At 56.5% G+C, this 16,388-nt stretch carries 17 protein-coding genes and 1 tRNA gene; 6 read left to right on the top strand and 12 right to left on the bottom strand.

Annotated elements, in window-relative coordinates; translation table 11 throughout:
* The first annotated feature begins 78 nt into the window (after positions 1-78).
* Positions 79-1,191 carry a 3-isopropylmalate dehydrogenase gene (gene leuB / locus ACIQWS_RS13465; protein WP_223613930.1) on the top strand — a complete coding sequence of 371 codons (1,113 nt, stop codon included), beginning with the start codon at positions 79-81 and terminating at the stop codon, positions 1,189-1,191.
* Between the two features lie 68 nt (positions 1,192-1,259).
* On the opposite strand, the gene ACIQWS_RS13460 is transcribed toward leuB, so the two are convergent.
* Positions 1,260-3,143 carry an MFS transporter gene (locus tag ACIQWS_RS13460; protein ID WP_346306698.1) on the bottom strand — a complete coding sequence of 628 codons (1,884 nt, stop codon included), beginning with the start codon at positions 3,141-3,143 and terminating at the stop codon, positions 1,260-1,262.
* A 562-nt stretch (positions 3,144-3,705) separates the two neighbouring features.
* On the opposite strand from ACIQWS_RS13460, the gene ACIQWS_RS13455 reads away from it, so the two are divergent.
* Positions 3,706-4,740: an aspartate-semialdehyde dehydrogenase gene (locus tag ACIQWS_RS13455; RefSeq protein WP_403179878.1), complete on the top strand. Its 1,035-nt coding sequence runs from the start codon at positions 3,706-3,708 to the stop codon at positions 4,738-4,740.
* 77 nt (positions 4,741-4,817) lie between these two features.
* On the opposite strand, the gene leuD is transcribed toward ACIQWS_RS13455, so the two are convergent.
* The gene (gene leuD / locus ACIQWS_RS13450) at positions 4,818-5,423 is read right to left on the bottom strand and encodes a 3-isopropylmalate dehydratase small subunit (RefSeq protein WP_105734158.1); all 606 of its coding nucleotides are present in this window, start codon (positions 5,421-5,423) and stop codon (positions 4,818-4,820) included.
* Between the two features lie 151 nt (positions 5,424-5,574).
* On the opposite strand from leuD, the gene ACIQWS_RS13445 reads away from it, so the two are divergent.
* Positions 5,575-6,459: an HpcH/HpaI aldolase/citrate lyase family protein gene (locus ACIQWS_RS13445; RefSeq protein ID WP_403179869.1), complete on the top strand. Its 885-nt coding sequence runs from the start codon at positions 5,575-5,577 to the stop codon at positions 6,457-6,459.
* Complete coding sequence (locus ACIQWS_RS13440; RefSeq protein ID WP_403179866.1) at positions 6,456-6,662, top strand: DUF1737 domain-containing protein; 207 nt, start codon at positions 6,456-6,458, stop codon at positions 6,660-6,662. Before ACIQWS_RS13445 ends, ACIQWS_RS13440 begins: the two co-directional genes overlap by 4 nt.
* 150 nt (positions 6,663-6,812) lie before the next feature.
* Here the strand turns inward: ACIQWS_RS13440 and ACIQWS_RS13435 are convergent, their stop codons facing one another.
* From ACIQWS_RS13435 to ACIQWS_RS13410, 6 genes are all read right to left on the bottom strand, one after another.
* The gene (locus ACIQWS_RS13435) at positions 6,813-7,235 is read right to left on the bottom strand and encodes a metallopeptidase family protein (RefSeq protein WP_223614138.1); all 423 of its coding nucleotides are present in this window, start codon (positions 7,233-7,235) and stop codon (positions 6,813-6,815) included.
* A gap of 68 nt (positions 7,236-7,303) precedes the next feature.
* On the bottom strand, positions 7,304-7,876 hold the full coding sequence (locus tag ACIQWS_RS13430) for a TetR/AcrR family transcriptional regulator (protein WP_346306700.1): 573 nt from the start codon (positions 7,874-7,876) through the stop codon (positions 7,304-7,306).
* A 76-nt stretch (positions 7,877-7,952) separates the two neighbouring features.
* Complete coding sequence (locus ACIQWS_RS13425) at positions 7,953-8,147, bottom strand: Trm112 family protein (protein WP_264481810.1); 195 nt, start codon at positions 8,145-8,147, stop codon at positions 7,953-7,955.
* 18 nt (positions 8,148-8,165) lie between these two features.
* Positions 8,166-8,828 (bottom strand): LON peptidase substrate-binding domain-containing protein, encoded by a 663-nt coding sequence (locus tag ACIQWS_RS13420; protein WP_223613936.1) that lies wholly within the window; start codon positions 8,826-8,828, stop codon positions 8,166-8,168.
* Between the two features lie 61 nt (positions 8,829-8,889).
* On the bottom strand, positions 8,890-9,870 hold the full coding sequence (trxA, locus tag ACIQWS_RS13415; RefSeq protein ID WP_403179858.1) for a thioredoxin: 981 nt from the start codon (positions 9,868-9,870) through the stop codon (positions 8,890-8,892).
* A 67-nt stretch (positions 9,871-9,937) separates the two neighbouring features.
* Positions 9,938-10,447 carry a prolyl-tRNA synthetase associated domain-containing protein gene (locus ACIQWS_RS13410; RefSeq protein WP_403180995.1) on the bottom strand — a complete coding sequence of 170 codons (510 nt, stop codon included), beginning with the start codon at positions 10,445-10,447 and terminating at the stop codon, positions 9,938-9,940.
* Positions 10,448-10,682: 235 nt separating this feature from the next.
* On the opposite strand from ACIQWS_RS13410, the gene ACIQWS_RS13405 reads away from it, so the two are divergent.
* Positions 10,683-10,757 (top strand) — tRNA-Gly (locus ACIQWS_RS13405).
* A 199-nt stretch (positions 10,758-10,956) separates the two neighbouring features.
* Positions 10,957-12,006, top strand: coding sequence for a DNA polymerase III subunit delta (gene holA / locus ACIQWS_RS13400; RefSeq protein ID WP_403179853.1), 1,050 nt, complete (start codon positions 10,957-10,959; stop codon positions 12,004-12,006).
* A gap of 78 nt (positions 12,007-12,084) precedes the next feature.
* Here the strand turns inward: holA and ACIQWS_RS13395 are convergent, their stop codons facing one another.
* Genes ACIQWS_RS13395 through mnmG form a run of 4 tightly spaced genes read right to left on the bottom strand, consistent with a single transcriptional unit; the run spans position 12,085 to position 16,363 of the window.
* Positions 12,085-12,969 carry a ParB/RepB/Spo0J family partition protein gene (locus tag ACIQWS_RS13395; RefSeq protein WP_346306704.1) on the bottom strand — a complete coding sequence of 295 codons (885 nt, stop codon included), beginning with the start codon at positions 12,967-12,969 and terminating at the stop codon, positions 12,085-12,087.
* Positions 12,970-13,007: 38 nt separating this feature from the next.
* Positions 13,008-13,802, bottom strand: a complete 795-nt coding sequence (locus ACIQWS_RS13390) for a ParA family protein (RefSeq protein ID WP_403179850.1) — start codon at positions 13,800-13,802, stop codon at positions 13,008-13,010.
* A gap of 51 nt (positions 13,803-13,853) precedes the next feature.
* Entirely contained in the window at positions 13,854-14,498 is a 645-nt protein-coding gene (rsmG, locus tag ACIQWS_RS13385; RefSeq protein ID WP_403179846.1) for a 16S rRNA (guanine(527)-N(7))-methyltransferase RsmG, read from the bottom strand.
* Complete coding sequence (gene mnmG, locus ACIQWS_RS13380; RefSeq protein WP_403179842.1) at positions 14,495-16,363, bottom strand: tRNA uridine-5-carboxymethylaminomethyl(34) synthesis enzyme MnmG; 1,869 nt, start codon at positions 16,361-16,363, stop codon at positions 14,495-14,497. Before mnmG ends, rsmG begins: the two co-directional genes overlap by 4 nt.
* Positions 16,364-16,388: the final 25 nt, after the last annotated feature.

Genomic DNA, 16,388 nt, shown 5'->3' with positions numbered 1-16,388 from the left:
CAGAAAGCTTTCCTTCTTTGCTGAACTTGCGCTAAGGAACCGCCATCCCTTTCAAACACTCCTAGAGGTTTCCCCGAAATGGCATCGAAAAAGCTCCTTCTTCTTCCCGGCGACGGCATCGGACCCGAAGCAATGGCCGAAGTTCGCAAGATTATCGCCTATATGAATGCCGAACTGAAAAGTGGCTTTGAACTTGAGGAAGGCCTTGTCGGCGGTTCTGCTTACGATGCCCATGGCAAGGCGATCTCGGATGCCGACATGGCCAAGGCCATGGCCGCGGACGCGGTTCTCTTCGGTGCCGTCGGCGGACCGAAGTGGGACAGCGTTCCCTATGATGTTCGCCCGGAGGCTGGCCTTCTGCGCCTGCGCAAGGACATGGAACTGTTTGCAAATCTGCGCCCTGCCATCTGCTATCCTGCGCTGGCCGATTCCTCGTCCCTCAAAAAAGATGTGGTTGAAGGTCTCGATATCCTGATCGTGCGGGAATTGACCGGCGGTGTCTATTTCGGTGAACCGAAGGAAATCATTGACCTCGGCAACGGCCAGAAGCGCGGCATCGATACGCAGGTCTACGATACCTATGAGATCGAGCGTATTTCGGGCGTCGCCTTTGAATTGGCCCGCACGCGCCGGAACAAGGTTACATCGATGGAAAAGCGCAACGTCATGAAATCGGGCGTGTTGTGGAACGAGGTCGTTACAGCGACCCATAAAGCCCGCTATTCCGACGTTCAGCTCGAGCACATGCTGGCCGATGCCGGTGGCATGCAACTCGTGCGCTGGCCCAAGCAGTTCGACGTGATTGTCACGGACAATCTCTTCGGTGACATGCTTTCCGATATTGCCGCCATGCTGACCGGTTCTCTCGGCATGCTGCCCTCAGCCTCACTCGGTGCGCCAGATGGCAAGACCGGCAGCCGCAAGGCGCTCTACGAACCCGTGCATGGGTCGGCTCCCGATATCGCCGGAACAGGCGCCGCCAATCCGATTGCCATGATCGCCTCCTTTGCCATGTGCCTGCGCTACTCATTCAACATGGTGGAAGAAGCGGACCGGCTGGAAGCGGCGATTGCCGGTGTGCTTGGCGACGGCATCCGCACCGCCGACATCATGTCGGAAGGCAGCACCAAGGTTGGTACCACCCAGATGGGTGATGCCATCCTTGCAAAATTCAAGGCGCTCGCTGCCTGATCACACTCATCCGGACAAAGAAAAGCCCGGCGCGATTCCTCGCGCCGGGCTTTTTATTGAGCCGTCGACTACTTGATGTCGTGCAGATCCTCGTTTTTGGTTTCACGAACGAAGATCAGGCCGATCACCAACGTCATGGCTGCAATGACGATCGGGTACCAAAGGCCATAATAGATATCGCCCTTGGCGGCGCTCATCGCAAAGACCGTTGCCGGAAGCAGGCCGCCGAACCAGCCATTGCCAATGTGATAAGGCAATGACATGCCGGTATACCGGATGCGGGTCGGGAACATCTCGACCAGAATCGCGGCAATCGGGCCATAAACCATCGTCACATAGAGCACCAGAACGAACAGGATGGCGATGGTCATCGGCCAGTTAACGGCCTTGGGGTCAGCGACCATGGTGAAGAGACCGCCATTGGGAATGGTATAAACCGCCATCTCCGTAGCACCGGCTGCCTGCTCCGTGGTGATCAGCTTTGCTTTGACGAGATCAGCGACCGGGGTGACCGCCTTTTCGCCGGCACGAACCGCGGCAGCATCAATGTTCAATTCGGGATTAGCCTTGATGAAGCCGTCAAGTTTGACATCGGCAACCTTGGCAGGCGCCCGCACAAGCGGGAAACCGGCCTTCTGCAACGCCAGGTTCAGGTCATGGGTAAGCACGGCGCTTTTGGCAGCAGCATCGGGACCAGCGGCCACGGCATCATAGGATGGAATGACCGTATCGCCGATTTTGACGGTGGCTGGCTGACCGGCGGGACCGGCAACCACTTCATAGGGCACCGAACTGCGGGACAGGAACGCTGTCGCAATGTCACATGAATTGTTGAACTTGGCTGTACCAACCGGGTTGAACTGGAAGGTACAGTCGCCCGGTGCGGCGGTTACTGTGGCGCGGACCGTTGCCTCCGCCTGGGCCAGCGCCGGATTTGCAGCGTGCGTGAGTGCCTTGAACAGCGGGAAGTAGGTCAGGATTGCCAGAGCAAGGCCTGCCATGATGATCGGCTTGCGGCCGATCTTGTCGGAGAGCCAGCCAAAGAACACAAAAAAGCCTGTGCCAAGCAGGAGCGCGATTGCAATCATGATATTGACGGACTGCCCATCCACTTTCAGCACGTTCTGCAGGAAGAACAGGGCATAGAACTGGCCGGAATACCAGACAACAGCCTGACCAGCGGTGAGGCCGAACAAGGCGAGCAGCGCAATCCGGGCATTTTTCCACTGGCCGAAAGCCTCCGACAGCGGTGCCTTGGAGCCCTTGCCTTCTTCTTTCATCTTCTTGAAAGCCGGTGATTCACTCAACGAGAGCCGAATCCACACCGATATACCCAGAAGAACAAATGAGAGAATGAAAGGTACGCGCCAGCCCCAGGCAGCGAATGCGTCCTTGCCAAGCCAATTCTGGACGATAAGGATAACCACCAGCGACAGGAACAGACCGAGCGTTGCGGTCGTCTGGATCCATGATGTGTAATAACCGCGACGATTGTTCGGCGCGTGTTCAGCCACATAGGTTGCGGCACCGCCATATTCGCCGCCGAGAGCCAAGCCCTGCAACATGCGCAGCGCAATCAGGATGATCGGTGCAGCGATGCCCCAGCTGCCTGATCCTGGAAGAATACCGACCAGAAACGTCGACAGGCCCATGATCAGAATAGTCACCAGGAAGGTATATTTGCGGCCGACGAGATCGCCAATCCGTCCGAAGACCAGGGCGCCGAAGGGACGAACGAGAAAGCCCGCGGCAAACGCCAGAAGCGCAAATATGTTGCGCGTCGCTTCAGGGTATTCACTGAAAAACGCTGCGCCAATGAAGGCAGCCAATGAGCCGTACAAGTAGAAATCATACCATTCGAAAACAGTTCCGAGTGAGGAAGCGAAGATAACTTTCTTCTCCTCTCTCGTCATACCCCGGCTGGCAGTACCAGCCACAGAAGTGGTCGCCATTTGTATTCCTCCCAGAAAACAGCATTTACGCCGGGACCCGATCGGCTCAGCAGCCGCTCACGTCCCTCGGATTTGTCACTGCGTATGAACCAACGGCAAAGTCCTGCGGGACTTCGACTGACCTTACGCCGGTGAATGTCCTCCGGAACTCTCCCCCCAAAGGTCATGCACCCCATGCACTGCTCAAGTGTTGAACAAATATTCGCGAAAGCAAAGACCGCATTTTACGGCAAAAGTTCAAAATTGTGCGTAACGCGACATATTCTTCTCTTTTGAATGGACAATTGACTCTTTTTGGAAAGCGGATACAAGCATGTCAGGTTAAGGAGACGCCCCGTGAGCAGCGAATCAACTGCACACTTTTTGACGAGCGGTTCCGGCATTCGTGCCGGATGCGCAGGCGCGTCTGTTCTTTCCACCAAAATGCCGGCCAAAACGACCACCAAAACGGTCTGATTTCCCTTGGCCTGCTCGCCCCCTCCCGGGTCCGGCCCGGGGGAAAAGACCCGCAATGGCCAGCGGGTTTTTCGCAAAGAGCTGTGAGGGACAGGAGATAACACAGATGAGTTTCAAGGTTGCGGTTGTAGGCGCCACAGGTAATGTGGGCCGCGAAATGTTGACAATACTGGAAGAGCGCGGCTTTCCGGTCAGTGAAGTCGTGGCGCTCGCCTCACGCCGGTCTCAGGGCACCGAAGTCTCCTTTGGCGACCGCACGCTGAAGGTCAAAGCCCTCGATACCTATGATTTTTCCGATACCGATATCTGCCTGATGTCGGCTGGCGGCAATATATCCAAGGAGTGGTCGCCGAAGATCGGGGCGCAGGGCTGTGTCGTCATCGACAATTCCTCCGCCTGGCGCTACGATTCCAACGTGCCGCTGATCGTGCCGGAAGTAAATCCGGACGCGATTGTCGGTTTCTCCAAGAAGAACATCATTGCCAACCCGAACTGCTCCACGGCACAGCTTGTGGTGGCGTTGAAGCCGCTGCATGACAAGGCCAGGATCAAGCGTCTTGTGATTGCCACCTACCAGTCGGTTTCCGGCGCCGGCAAGGATGGCATGGATGAGCTGTTCCAGCAGTCACGGGCGGTGTTCGTTGCCGATCCGGTGGAAGCCAAGAAGTTCACCAAGCGCATCGCCTTCAACGTGATCCCGCACATCGACGTCTTCATGGAAGACGGCTACACCAAGGAAGAGTGGAAGATGGTCGCCGAGACCAAGAAGATGCTCGATCCCAAGATCAAGCTCACGGCGACGTGTGTCCGTGTACCCGTCTTCATTGGCCATTCCGAAGCCGTGAATATCGAATTCGAAAGCCCGATGAGCGCTGAAGAAGCCCGCGAGATCCTATCGGATGCACCGGGCTGCCTCGTTGTCGACCGGCATGAGGATGGCGGCTACATCACCCCCTATGAAGCAGCGGGCGAAGACGCCACCTATATTTCGCGTATCCGCGAGGACATCACTGTTGAGAATGGCCTGTCGCTTTGGATTGTTTCGGACAATCTGCGCAAGGGTGCGGCCCTCAACACCATCCAGATCGCCGAGCTTCTCGTCGCGCGCGGGCTGATTCAGCCGAAGCAGCTCGCAGCCTGAAACCCGGCATGCCGTCAAAATAGAAAAGGGCGCAGTTTCTGCGCCCTTTTTTGTTGCAGCAATTGCCGCGCCTGAGCTCAGGCCCAGGGATGCCTTTGGGCGTTGGCAGCCTCGAAGCTGTCAATCTTCGCCGCCTTTTCCATGGTCAGGCCAATGTCATCAAGACCGTTCAGCATGCAGTAGCGGCGGAATTCATCAAGATCGAAACTGATCTGGCCGCCATCCGGCCCCTTGATCGTCTTCTCTTCCAGATCGATCGTCAGCGTTGCATTGGCGCCGCGCTGCGCGTCATCCATCAACTTGTCCAGGTCCTCATGGCTGACGCGGATCGGCAGGATGCCGTTCTTGAAGCAGTTGTTGTAGAAAATATCGGCGAAGCTGGTCGAGATGACGCAGCGGATGCCGAAATCGAGCAATGCCCACGGCGCATGCTCACGGCTGGAGCCGCAGCCGAAATTGTCGCCGGCCACCAGAATCTGAGCCTTGCGATAGGCCGGCTTGTTGAGGACGAAATCCGGATTTTCCGAACCGTCTTCATTGTAACGCATTTCGGCAAAGAGCCCTGTGCCAAGACCGGTGCGCTTGATCGTCTTCAGGTAGTCCTTCGGAATGATCATATCCGTGTCGATATTGATGATCGGCAACGGTGCGGCAACGCCGGTGAGCTTGGTAAACTTGTCCATGATCTCTGCCTGTAGTGTTCGGTAATACGAGTATCTTCGCTTTACACCAGCTTGACGGCGAATCAAAGACTTTCCCCCTGTGGCAGATTGGGGCAGGCCACGCCGCATGATTGCGCTTGTCTTGGCCCGTCGATCAATGCAAAAAAGTGCCATGCGCAAAACATTTCGCCCTCGCCGCTCGGTTCTCTATGTTCCCGCCTCGAACGCCAAGGCTCTTGCCAAGATTGCGAGCCTTGATGCGGATGCGGTCATTTTTGATCTGGAGGATGCCGTCGCTCCGCAGGCCAAGGACGATGCCCGCGAAGCATTGCGCGATTATTTTCGCGCCAATCCGGCAAGCAAGGCCGAACGGATCATCCGCATCAATGCCCTTGCAAGCGAATGGGGCGCCGAGGATCTTCTCGCCGCGCGCGCCTGCAAGCCTGACGCCATCCTTCTCCCCAAGGTGGAAACACCGCAAGACGTGACTGGCGTGACTGAAATACTCGAGGAGACCGACGCGTCCGAAAACATTCGGCTGTGGGCGATGATCGAGACACCGCGTGGTATCCTCAATGCGGACGAGATCGCCGAGCTGGGTCTGCGATCCACCGGGCGTCTGGATTGCTTTGTCGTCGGGACAAACGATATCGCCAAGGAAACCGGTGTGAGCACGGAGGGCAATCGCGCCTATCTCGTCCCGTGGCTGATGCAGATCGTGCTTTGTGCCAAAGCCGGAAAGCTTGATGTGATCGATGGCGTCTATAATGACTTTGCCGATGCGGCGGGTTTCACGCTTGAATGCGACCAGGGTGCAAAGATGGGTTTTGACGGCAAAACGCTCATTTATCCCGCACAGATCGGTGCTGCAAATCACGCCTTTTCACCGGATGAGGCGGCCCTTGCCGCCGCACGATCGATCGTCGAGGCATTTTCCCTTCCGGAAAATGCTGACAAGGGCGCAATTGCCCTGAACGGAAGAATGATAGAACGCCTGCATCTTGCCAACGCGGAGAAGATGATGGCCAAAGCGCAAATGACAGGAGACAAAGCATGAAACTTTATCGCTTTTTGACCGGACCGGATGATGCCAGCTTCTGCCACAAGGTGACGTCGGCCATCAACAAGGGCTGGCATATCTATGGTTCCCCCACCTATGCGTTCAACACCGTTACCGGGGTGATGCAGTGTGGTCAGGCTGTTGTAAAGGATGTCGATGGCGTCGATTATGAGCCAGGTATCAAGCTCGGCGACTACTGACTAATAGCGGCATTCCACACGGGATGCCGTTTGAGCGCGTGATATCGTTGCTCTGTGATGTACGCGCCATGGCATCTTCGCGCGAGGCCGGCCTGTCCTCAAAAGGAATAGGCCGGTCAAACCGGCTGATGGCAGGGTATCATCGGTCGATTATTCCACGCTTGCCTCAATGCGCTCCATATCCTCGTCCGAGAGGCCGAAGTGATGGCCGATTTCATGGATGAGGACATGGGTCACGATATCCCCCAAGGCCTCCTCGTACTCCGCCCAGTAATCCAGCACGGCGCGGCGATAAATCGTGATGATATTGGGTCTTTCCCCGGTTTGAAGCGAGAACCGTTCTCCGATACCCCGCCCTTCAAACAATCCAAGCAAATCAAACGGCGATTCCAGCCCCATGTCCTCGACAATCTGATCATCGGGGAATTCCGACACCTGAATGGTGATATCGCCGCACAAACTGCGGAAATCGTCGGGCAGATGCGCATAGGCCTCTATCGCGAGTGATTCGATCTCGCTCAGGGCTGGCGACAAGCGATTGCCCCAATCGGCGGTTTGATTACTTCTGGCCATTAAAACTCCTGGAGCACTTTCTGGCCTCATATAGTGCCTTTGCAGCAAGGATGCGAGTGGCCTGCAGACTAACCGCGCATTGGCACCAGAAGCCGCTCCATGCGCCGGAAGCTTTCAGCAAGCACTGTCGCGTCTTTGAGACCATGCGCGAGCATGATACCGCCCTGCCATTCGGCCAGGGCATTGCGGGCGGTTCCAAGTGCCGCAGACGGGCGCACGCCGGTTCGCCCCAGCTCTCTTCCAATGAATCCAATCAGGAGGCTGAAAACTTCGGCCGCCCGTTCGGCGGCTTCCGGCGATTCATGGCGAAAATCCCGTATTCCCAAGGCGATCGGACAGCCGTTCTCGACACGGCTTTTAAGCGAATGCGACAGCTTTTCAATCAGCAGCAGCAGACGCTTGCGCGGATCCTGATCCGCTTCGACAATGGCCGTCAGCATATCCTCGGTTTCAGCAACGAAAATATCGGCAACACCGCGCGCCAGGTCGGCCTTTGTCTTGAAATAATAATAGATGTTTCCAAGCGGAATTCCCGATTCCGCAGCGATGTGGGCAAGGCTTGTCACGGCGAAGCCCCGTCGCCAGAACAAGCCGGCAGCTGTGGCAACAAGGATATCGCGTTTGTCGTTCCGCCTGGCCATCGCACCGCCTTCGATTATCAGTTGTTCAACTGACTCGTATTTTGGCAGGTTCGGCAATGATTGCAGTAAAAATAAACTAATCTTCGATGGTTCGCGCTTCCGATGGCAGCATGATCGGTATCCCGTCCCGGATCGGATAGGCGAGATGAGCCGACTTCGAGATCAGCTCGGATCTCTCCTGATCGTAGACAAGCGGCCCCTTGGTCAGCGGGCAAACCAGAAGTTCAAGCAGCTTGCGATCAATGGCGGGGTCGCGTTTTTGTTCGATCATGGCTCGCTTCCTCGGGGATTACTGCAGGTTCGACTCGTAACCATCCTGGTCTTTCGCCAGCATGATTTCGGTGATCGCGATCAAAGTCTCGGCCCGCGTTTTCAGATCGGCGGCCTCCAGCAGAGCCTGCTTTTCAGCGGCACCGAAAGGCGACATCATGGCGAGGGCATTGACCAGTGTTTCGTTGCCCGCGCGGGAAATACCGTCCCAATCCGCTTCGAGGTTGTTGGCATCGAGATAATCCCGGAAGACGCGCAGCAGCGCCGGCCGGTCGACTTCCGAGTCGTCTGCCTCGTCCAGATCCGCCAGAAGCGGCGCAATCTTGCACTGACGGAACGGTGTCCGGGTGGAGAGTTCCTTGACAATCCGAAAGCGGCAAATGCCCTGCAATGTGATGAGAAGGCGCCCGTCACCGGTCTCGGCGAACGACGTGATGCGGCCAAGGCATCCCACTTCACACAGTTCATCCGCGTCCGTATCGCCCTCGTCGAAGCGTGGCTGAATCATGCCGATGACGCGCTTTCCACTCAAAGCCGCGTCCACCATGGCCAGATAACGCAGTTCGAATATATTCAACGGCAACTGACCACCCGGAAGCAAGAGGGCTCCCGAAAGGGGGAAAATCGGCACGCTTTCCGGAATATTGTCCAGCGTCCGATAACGAACATTGCCTGCTTGCATCACCAGCTCCAGTGATTGATCCGCAGCATCAGGGATCAATCGCTATTGTGCCCTATTTTACTCAGGAAAACAGCAGGGAAGACAGTTTCCGGCGCGCGGTCAGGGAAGCCTGATCAGCTGGACCCCATGCGTCGAAAAACTGCAGCAGCTGTTTGCGGGCTCCGTCATCATTCCAGGTACGATCGGCCTTCATGATGGCGAGAAGATGATCGGCCGCCTCATCCCGCTGTCCGGTGGCATTCAGGAACATGGCAAGGTCGAACCGCGCCTGATGATCCCCGGGATTCGCCGCAAGTTTTGCTTCCAGCGCAACAGGGTCACCCAGCTTCGCCGCTTGATCAGCCAGGGCAACTTTTGCTTCCGCCGCACGCACACTGGCATCGTCTTTCTTGTTCGCGGGAACCTGCTCCAGAACGGCCTTGGCCTGGTCAAGATCACCCAGATCGATCAGGCAATTGGCAAGTCCGGCAAGCGCCGCCACATGATCGGGCACTTCCGCCAGAACGGCCGAATAGATCTGGGCCGCCTGCTCCATATCTCCCGCTGCTGCAGCCTGGGTAGCCGCATCCAGCGCCGATTGAATGGCTGCATCCCTGCCGCCATCCGGTGACGCAATGCGATCAATGAATTCCTTGACCTTTGATTCCGGCAATGCGCCCATGAAACCATCGACCGGCTTGCCATCAGCAAAGGCAATCACCGCCGGAATTGATTGAATACCGAGTTGCCCTGCGATGGCAGGGTGCTCGTCAATATTCATTTTAACCAGCTTTACCCGCCCGCCGGCGGCATTGACCACCTTTTCAATGATCGGTGTCAATTGCTTGCAGGGCCCGCACCAGGGGGCCCAGAAATCGACCAGAACCGGTTGGCTCTTCGATTCGGCGATCACATCCGCGGCAAATCCCGCCGTGGTGGTATCCTTGATCAAGGCACCAGCCGCGGTTGAGGCGGCCGCGGGAGCCGCGCCGCCGTAAGATACCGTCGTTGTCGCAGCTGCGCTGCTGTAGCCGCCGCCGAACGGGTTATCAGTATTGCTCATCAAAATTCTCCCGTATCCGCTGGTTACATGTTTTCCAGATCCGCTTGGACCTGTTTACAGCCTGCACTCAGGTTGGGTTGGATTCATCAATTTTCAAGATCAGGGGTTCGTGATCGGTAGATGCGAGAAACCGCAAGAGATCGTCTCGCCGAATGGATGTGGTGGCATCGTTGCTCAGCGGGTGCGCATTGATGATCTCATTGTGCATGAGCCCCTCATCAAGCACGACCTTCACCTGATGCTCCTCGTCATTGATAATGCCAAGCACACTGACCGAACCCGGAACAAGCCCAAGATACTCCATCAGCTTTTCCGGTTTGCCGAATGAAACGCGGCTCGATGCACCAATCTTGGTATGGATTGTTTTAAGATCGACCTGCGCCTCTTCGTCCACAGTGACGAGAAAGAACTTGTCTTTCTTGTCCTTCAGGAACAGGTTTTTGGTGTGGGCACCTGGAACCTGCCCGCGCAAATCCTGCGCTTCGGCAACCGTAAACACCGGAGCATGCCGAATCGTTGACACTTTGATTCCGAGATCATCGAATTTCTGCATCAGTTCTGCGTATGTCTTGGGCATTCTGGCTCTCGCGGCACCGGCAATCGGAAAATATGCTTTTGTTGTCCTAATCGCTTCACCGCACGCTCTCAAGCGAAAACCCAGCCGTACCTTGGTTTAATCGGACATTTCATTGCCGGGCCGATCCACCTGTTGAATTTTTTTTCGAATATCGTCACAAAGTCAAAAATTCACTGTTGCAATTGGTCTGTCCTTGGGTCATATAGGCCCCGCTTCGCAAGACAAACTGGCACATGCGGGAGTAGCTCAGGGGTAGAGCACAACCTTGCCAAGGTTGGGGTCGAGGGTTCGAATCCCTTCTCCCGCTCCAGTTGTTCGAAGATCAAAAGGCTCAGGTTTACCTGGGCCTTTTTGCTTTTTGGCTAGGCTTGCACCGTTGTCGTCAAAACCCTTTGATTGCCCGATATTCACGGCGGCTGGCAACGATGCCCACTCGTTGATGGCTGTTTGTCTCACCCGGTAAAGGGCCCGCAATTGCAATCCGCGTTCAATGCGCTAAACCCTTCGACATGGCACAGAAGAAAGCACACGAGGTTGATTCCTTCCTGAAGAGGCTCGACAGGGCTTATCCCATCGTACTGCTCTACGGCCCCGACAAGGGCCTGGCGAGCGAACGGGCCAGCGTCTTTATCAAGCTGACCGGACTTGCCCAGGACGATCCCTTTGCCGTCATACGCCTCGATGCCGATGATGTTCAGGCGGAACCCGGACGGCTGTCCGACGAGGCCAACACCATTTCCATGTTTGGCGGCGAGCGCCTGATCTGGGTCCGTAACGCCGGCGGACAGAAGGGATTGGCTGATGCCGTAACGCATCTGACCAAAACACCACCCGTTGACACATTCATCCTGATCGAGGCGGGCGACCTCAAGAAGGGTGCGGGTCTGCGCGGCATTGTCGAGCAGAGCGCAAGCGCCATGGCTTTGCCTTGCTACAGCGATGATGCGAAGGGCGTAGACGCAACCATTGATGACATGCTTGCCCGCAACAAGCTGCAGATCACGCTGGATGCCCGCAACCTGCTGAAAGAAAGCCTTGGGGGAGACCGGCTGGCCACGCGTGCCGAGCTTGAGAAAATCTGTCTTTATGCCCATGGCCGCGAACGGGTAACCATTGAGGATGTCCGCGATATCATCGGCGATGTCAGCGCCACTTCCTACGAGACAATTGTCGATGCCATGATGACGGGCAACCTGACGGATTTTACCCATGCATTCGATCGTGTTATCGGTTCCGGGTCTTCAAGCTTTCTGATCCTGAGTTCCGCCATACGCCAGTTCCAGACGTTGCAAAGCCTGCGTTACGGCATGGAAACGGAGGGCAAGAATGCCGGTTCGGCTGTGGCATCCGCGCGTCCGCCGGTGTTTTTCTCGCGGCGGCGGCTGGTGGAAATGGCATTGCAGCGCTGGACAACACAAAGCTGCGCCCGCGCCATCGAACGGTTGCAGAAAACCGTGCTGGAAAGCCGCCGCAACGCGACACTTTCCATACCGATCATTCGTCAGTCACTGATCGCTCTGGCTGCTGAAGCCGCGCGGGCAGGGCGGAATGGCCGTTAGGTAATGCTCGCAACGACCGCCGTTACGAGACATAAAATTCTCTAACAGATTGAATTCAAAGGATTTACTGCTTCCAACTCAGCTTTGCAGACGGCGGCAGATCTCATCCAGTTGTTCCAGCGTTGCGTAATGAATACGCACGTCTCCGCCCTTGGCCTGATGATTGACCGTTACACGCATGCCAGTTACGTCCGACAGCAGTTTTTCCAGTGCCCGCGTATCCGCGTCCTTGTTTTCATCATTGTCCGCTTTGACTTTCGGAGCCGCCGGTTTGCCGCCACCTTGAGCCAGTGCTTCCGCTTGACGAACAGACAGGCCGTCGCGAATGATCCGCTCGGCCAGGACATCCGGATGTTCCGCGGTGATCAGCGTACGTGCATGTCCAGCCGACAGAGCACCATTCGTGATGTGGTCGCGAACCGTTTCCGGCAGTTTCAGCAAACGCAATGTATTGGCTACGTGGCTTCGGCTCTTGCCGATAACCTGCGCCAGATCCGCCTGTGTATAGTCATGATCATCAATCAGCTGCTGATAGCCCATGCCTTCTTCAATCGGATTGAGGTCGGCGCGCTGAACGTTCTCGATGATCGCCAGTTCAAGCGCGACCCGGTCATCGACTTCGCGAATGATGACGGGAACGGTGGTCAGACCGGCACGTTGCGCCGCGCGCCAACGCCGCTCGCCGGCGATCAGCTCATAGCGATCCGCGGAATCCTTGACGGGTCTAACCACGACAGGCTGAACAATACCATGTTCGCGGATCGACTGGGTCAAATCCTCCAGATCGGCTTCCGTGAACAAACGCCGCGGATTGCGCGGATTGCGCGTGACAAATTCAATGGGAACCTGACGATCCAAAGTGGCGATGCGCGGAGGAACATTTTCTTCCGGCAGACGGTCCATCTCTCCAATGAGCGCAGCAAGACCTCGACCGAGGCGCTTTTTTGACGGATCTTCATTCATTGTCATAGGCTCTCATAAATGTTTCGTATTCGAATCGATCAAGCAGCACGCAAATGCCGCTCCCTTTGAATAACTTCCGACGCCAGCTGCAGATAAGCCTGGCTGCCCGCACACTTCAGGTCGTACAGAATGGCGGGCGTACCGTAGGAGGGTGCTTCCGAGACACGCACATTGCGCGGAATGACTGTGCGGTAGACTTTGTCGCCCATAAACGAACGGACATCGTCAACAACCTGTGTCGCCAGATTGTTTCGACCGTCAAACATGGTCAGTACAATACCCTGAATGTTCAGGGTCGGATTAAGCGCCGTCCGTACCTGGTTGACGGTTTCGAGCAATTGGCTCAACCCCTCCAATGCGAAGAACTCACATTGTAACGGCACAAGGACGGAATCGGCCGCCGCCATGGCGTTCATGGTCAGGAGATTGAGCGATGGTGGGCAATCGATCAGAATATAGGTAAAGGGCGAGGCCGCATTATCACCACGAAATGCCTTGCGCAAACGCGTGGCACGGTCGGCAGAACCGGCAATCTCCATCTCAACTCCTAGAAGGTCGAGCGTAGACGGAATGAGCGACAGGTTGGGAACGGCCGTGGCAATGGCTGCCTCGCCGACCGACGCAGTCTGCATCAGGACATCGTAGGACGACAACTCACGGTTCTTGCGATCAATGCCCAGCCCGGTACTGGCATTGCCCTGGGGATCGAGATCGACAATCAGGACGTTCTCGCCGATGGCTGCAAGCGCCGTAGCCAGGTTGATGGCAGTTGTGGTCTTCCCCACACCGCCCTTCTGATTGGCTATGGTAATGATACGAGTCTGACTGTTCATCACTGTTTCCCGAGCAAACCATTATTATCGGCGATAAAATCGAAAAATGGCCTATTTCGCCGCCTGGTTGCGCCGCACATTGCTGATTTGCAACACCACCGACTCAACATCGACCACACTGGCATGTTGTACCAGATCAAATGACCAGCCGTCACGGCTTTCCTCGATCTCGCGGCGATAATCCCGGCCTTTTTGAAAAAGTGCCGTTGCGCCATTCGTCAACCAGGGCTCTGTCAGCGCAAAAAGTTCCCTTAACGGCGCAAGTGCACGGGCCGTAATAACGTCAGGTGTGGCGATTTTCGACCAAACCGCATCAATTCGCGCCGCATGCACTGTTCCAGGAGTTTGAAACTGGCCCAGAGCAGTCCGTAAAAAGGCAGCTTTCTTGCCATTGCTCTCGACAAGGTCAATCGCCGCACCCGCCGTTTCCTTCAGGAGAATAGCGAGAACAACACCCGGAAAACCGCCCCCCGAACCAAGATCAAGCCAGCGCTTGGCCGCAGGCATAAGCGGGCGGAGCTGTACGCTGTCGATAATATGCCGTTCCCACAACTCGTCCAGCGTGGCAGGGGAGGCGAGATTGATCGCCTTTGACCACTTTCGAAACAGATCTTCGAAGTCAATAAGGTCCTTGACTGTTTCACGTGAAACATTGGGGATAACCCCACGCAGCTTCTTCTCCCGCCAATCGCTCACGCCACGTCTCTTGCGACAGTGTTGCGACGGATTTGGGTGATAATGAGGGCAAGTGCAGCCGGCGTCATGCCATCGATGCGCTGGGCCTCCGCTATTGATCGCGGCTCGCGTTGCTTCAGCTTCTGCTTCAGCTCATTGGACAGGCCGGAAACCATCGAAAAATCAATACCCTGCGGTATGAGCAAAGCTTCTTCGCGTTCCATCGCGGCAACGTCCGCCTTCTGGCGTTCGAGATAAACCGCGTACTGCGCTTCGATCTCCAGGGCTTCCACCACACGACCGTTAATGTCAGCCAGTTCCGGCCAGATCAACCGCAAACGCGCCAGGTCTATCTCAGGAAAGGCAAGCAGTTCATAGGCGGAACGGCGAACACCGTCCTGATTGAGATGCAAATTCATGGCCGCTGCCGTATTTGGTGTAATAGTCAAGCGCTTTGCCAGATCACGCGCCGTGTCCAACTGTTTGGTACGCGCAGCAAAGCGATCCCGGCGACCAGAACCCAATATCCCCAATCGGTCCGCCATCGGTGTCAGACGTTCGTCGGCATTGTCTGCCCGCAGGGAAAGCCGAAATTCCGCACGCGACGTAAACATGCGATAGGGTTCGCTCACGCCGCGCGATGTCAAATCATCGATCATCACCCCGATATAGGCTTCGGTCCGATGAATGATCACCGGCACGCCGCCGCCAGATAGCCGCGCCGCATTCAGTCCCGCCAGCAAACCCTGCGCCGCCGCCTCCTCATATCCCGTTGTTCCATTGATCTGCCCGGCGAGAAACAGGCCGCCTATGCGCCGCGCCTGCAGGCTTCGATCCAACTCACGCGGATCAATATAGTCATACTCAATGGCGTACCCCGGTTGCAGCATGGTTGCACGCTCGAGACCCGGTATGGTCTTGAGAATTTCCAACTGTACGTCCTCAGGCAGGGATGTTGATATCCCATTGGGATAGACCGTATGATCGTCCAAACCCTCGGGCTCCAGGAATATCTGATGGCCATCCCGGTCGCCAAATTTGACGATCTTGTCTTCCACAGACGGACAATAGCGCGGGCCAATGCCTTCAATCGACCCGGAATACATCGCGGAGCGATGCAGATTCGCGCGGATAATGGCATGCGATTCGGGCGTCGTGCGCGTAATCCCGCAGTCAATCTGGGGGTTGGTGATGACATCCGTCATCAGCGAGAACGGCAGCGGGTCCTCGTCCGCAGATTGAACGTCAAGCCCCGACCAATCGATCGTGCGACCATCCAGCCGCGGCGGTGTGCCTGTCTTCAATCGGCCCAAAGCGAATGCATGCCTCGTCAGGGTATCCGACAAACCGAGGGCAGGGGCCTCGCCCATTCGCCCTGCTGGTATCTTCTTTTCACCGATATGGATCAAGCCGCGAAGAAATGTTCCCGTTGTCAGGACAACAGCACCGCAAGAGATAACGCGGCCATCCATCAATTGGACGCCTGCAACCTTTCCGCCGTGAATGACCAGATCGTTGGCGCCACCTTCAACAACAGTTAAATTCTGCTGTTCCGCAATCGCCGCTTGCATCGCCAGCCTATAGAGCTTCCGGTCCGCCTGCGTGCGCGGGCCGCGAACAGCAGGGCCTTTGCGCCGGTTGAGAAGTCGGAACTGAATACCAGCGGCATCGGCAACGCGACCCATCAGACCATCGAGCGCATCGATCTCCCGGACCAGATGCCCCTTGCCAAGACCACCGATGGCGGGATTGCAGGACATGACACCAATCGTGTCCGCTTTGTGCGTCACGAGCGCCGTGCGCGCGCCATAGCGGGCGGAGGCGGCTGCGGCTTCACAGCCGGCGTGCCCTCCACCAATGACAATGACATCAAAATTGTCTTCCACGAGCCAAACTTTCCGAGATTCGAAT

Origin of the sequence: Phyllobacterium sp. NPDC097923 (assembly GCF_044760925.1) — a bacterium.
GTDB classification, from domain to species: Bacteria; Pseudomonadota; Alphaproteobacteria; order Rhizobiales; family Rhizobiaceae; genus Phyllobacterium; species Phyllobacterium calauticae.
Note: the sequence above shows the minus strand (reverse complement) of the source record. Positions and strands in the feature narration are given on the sequence as shown.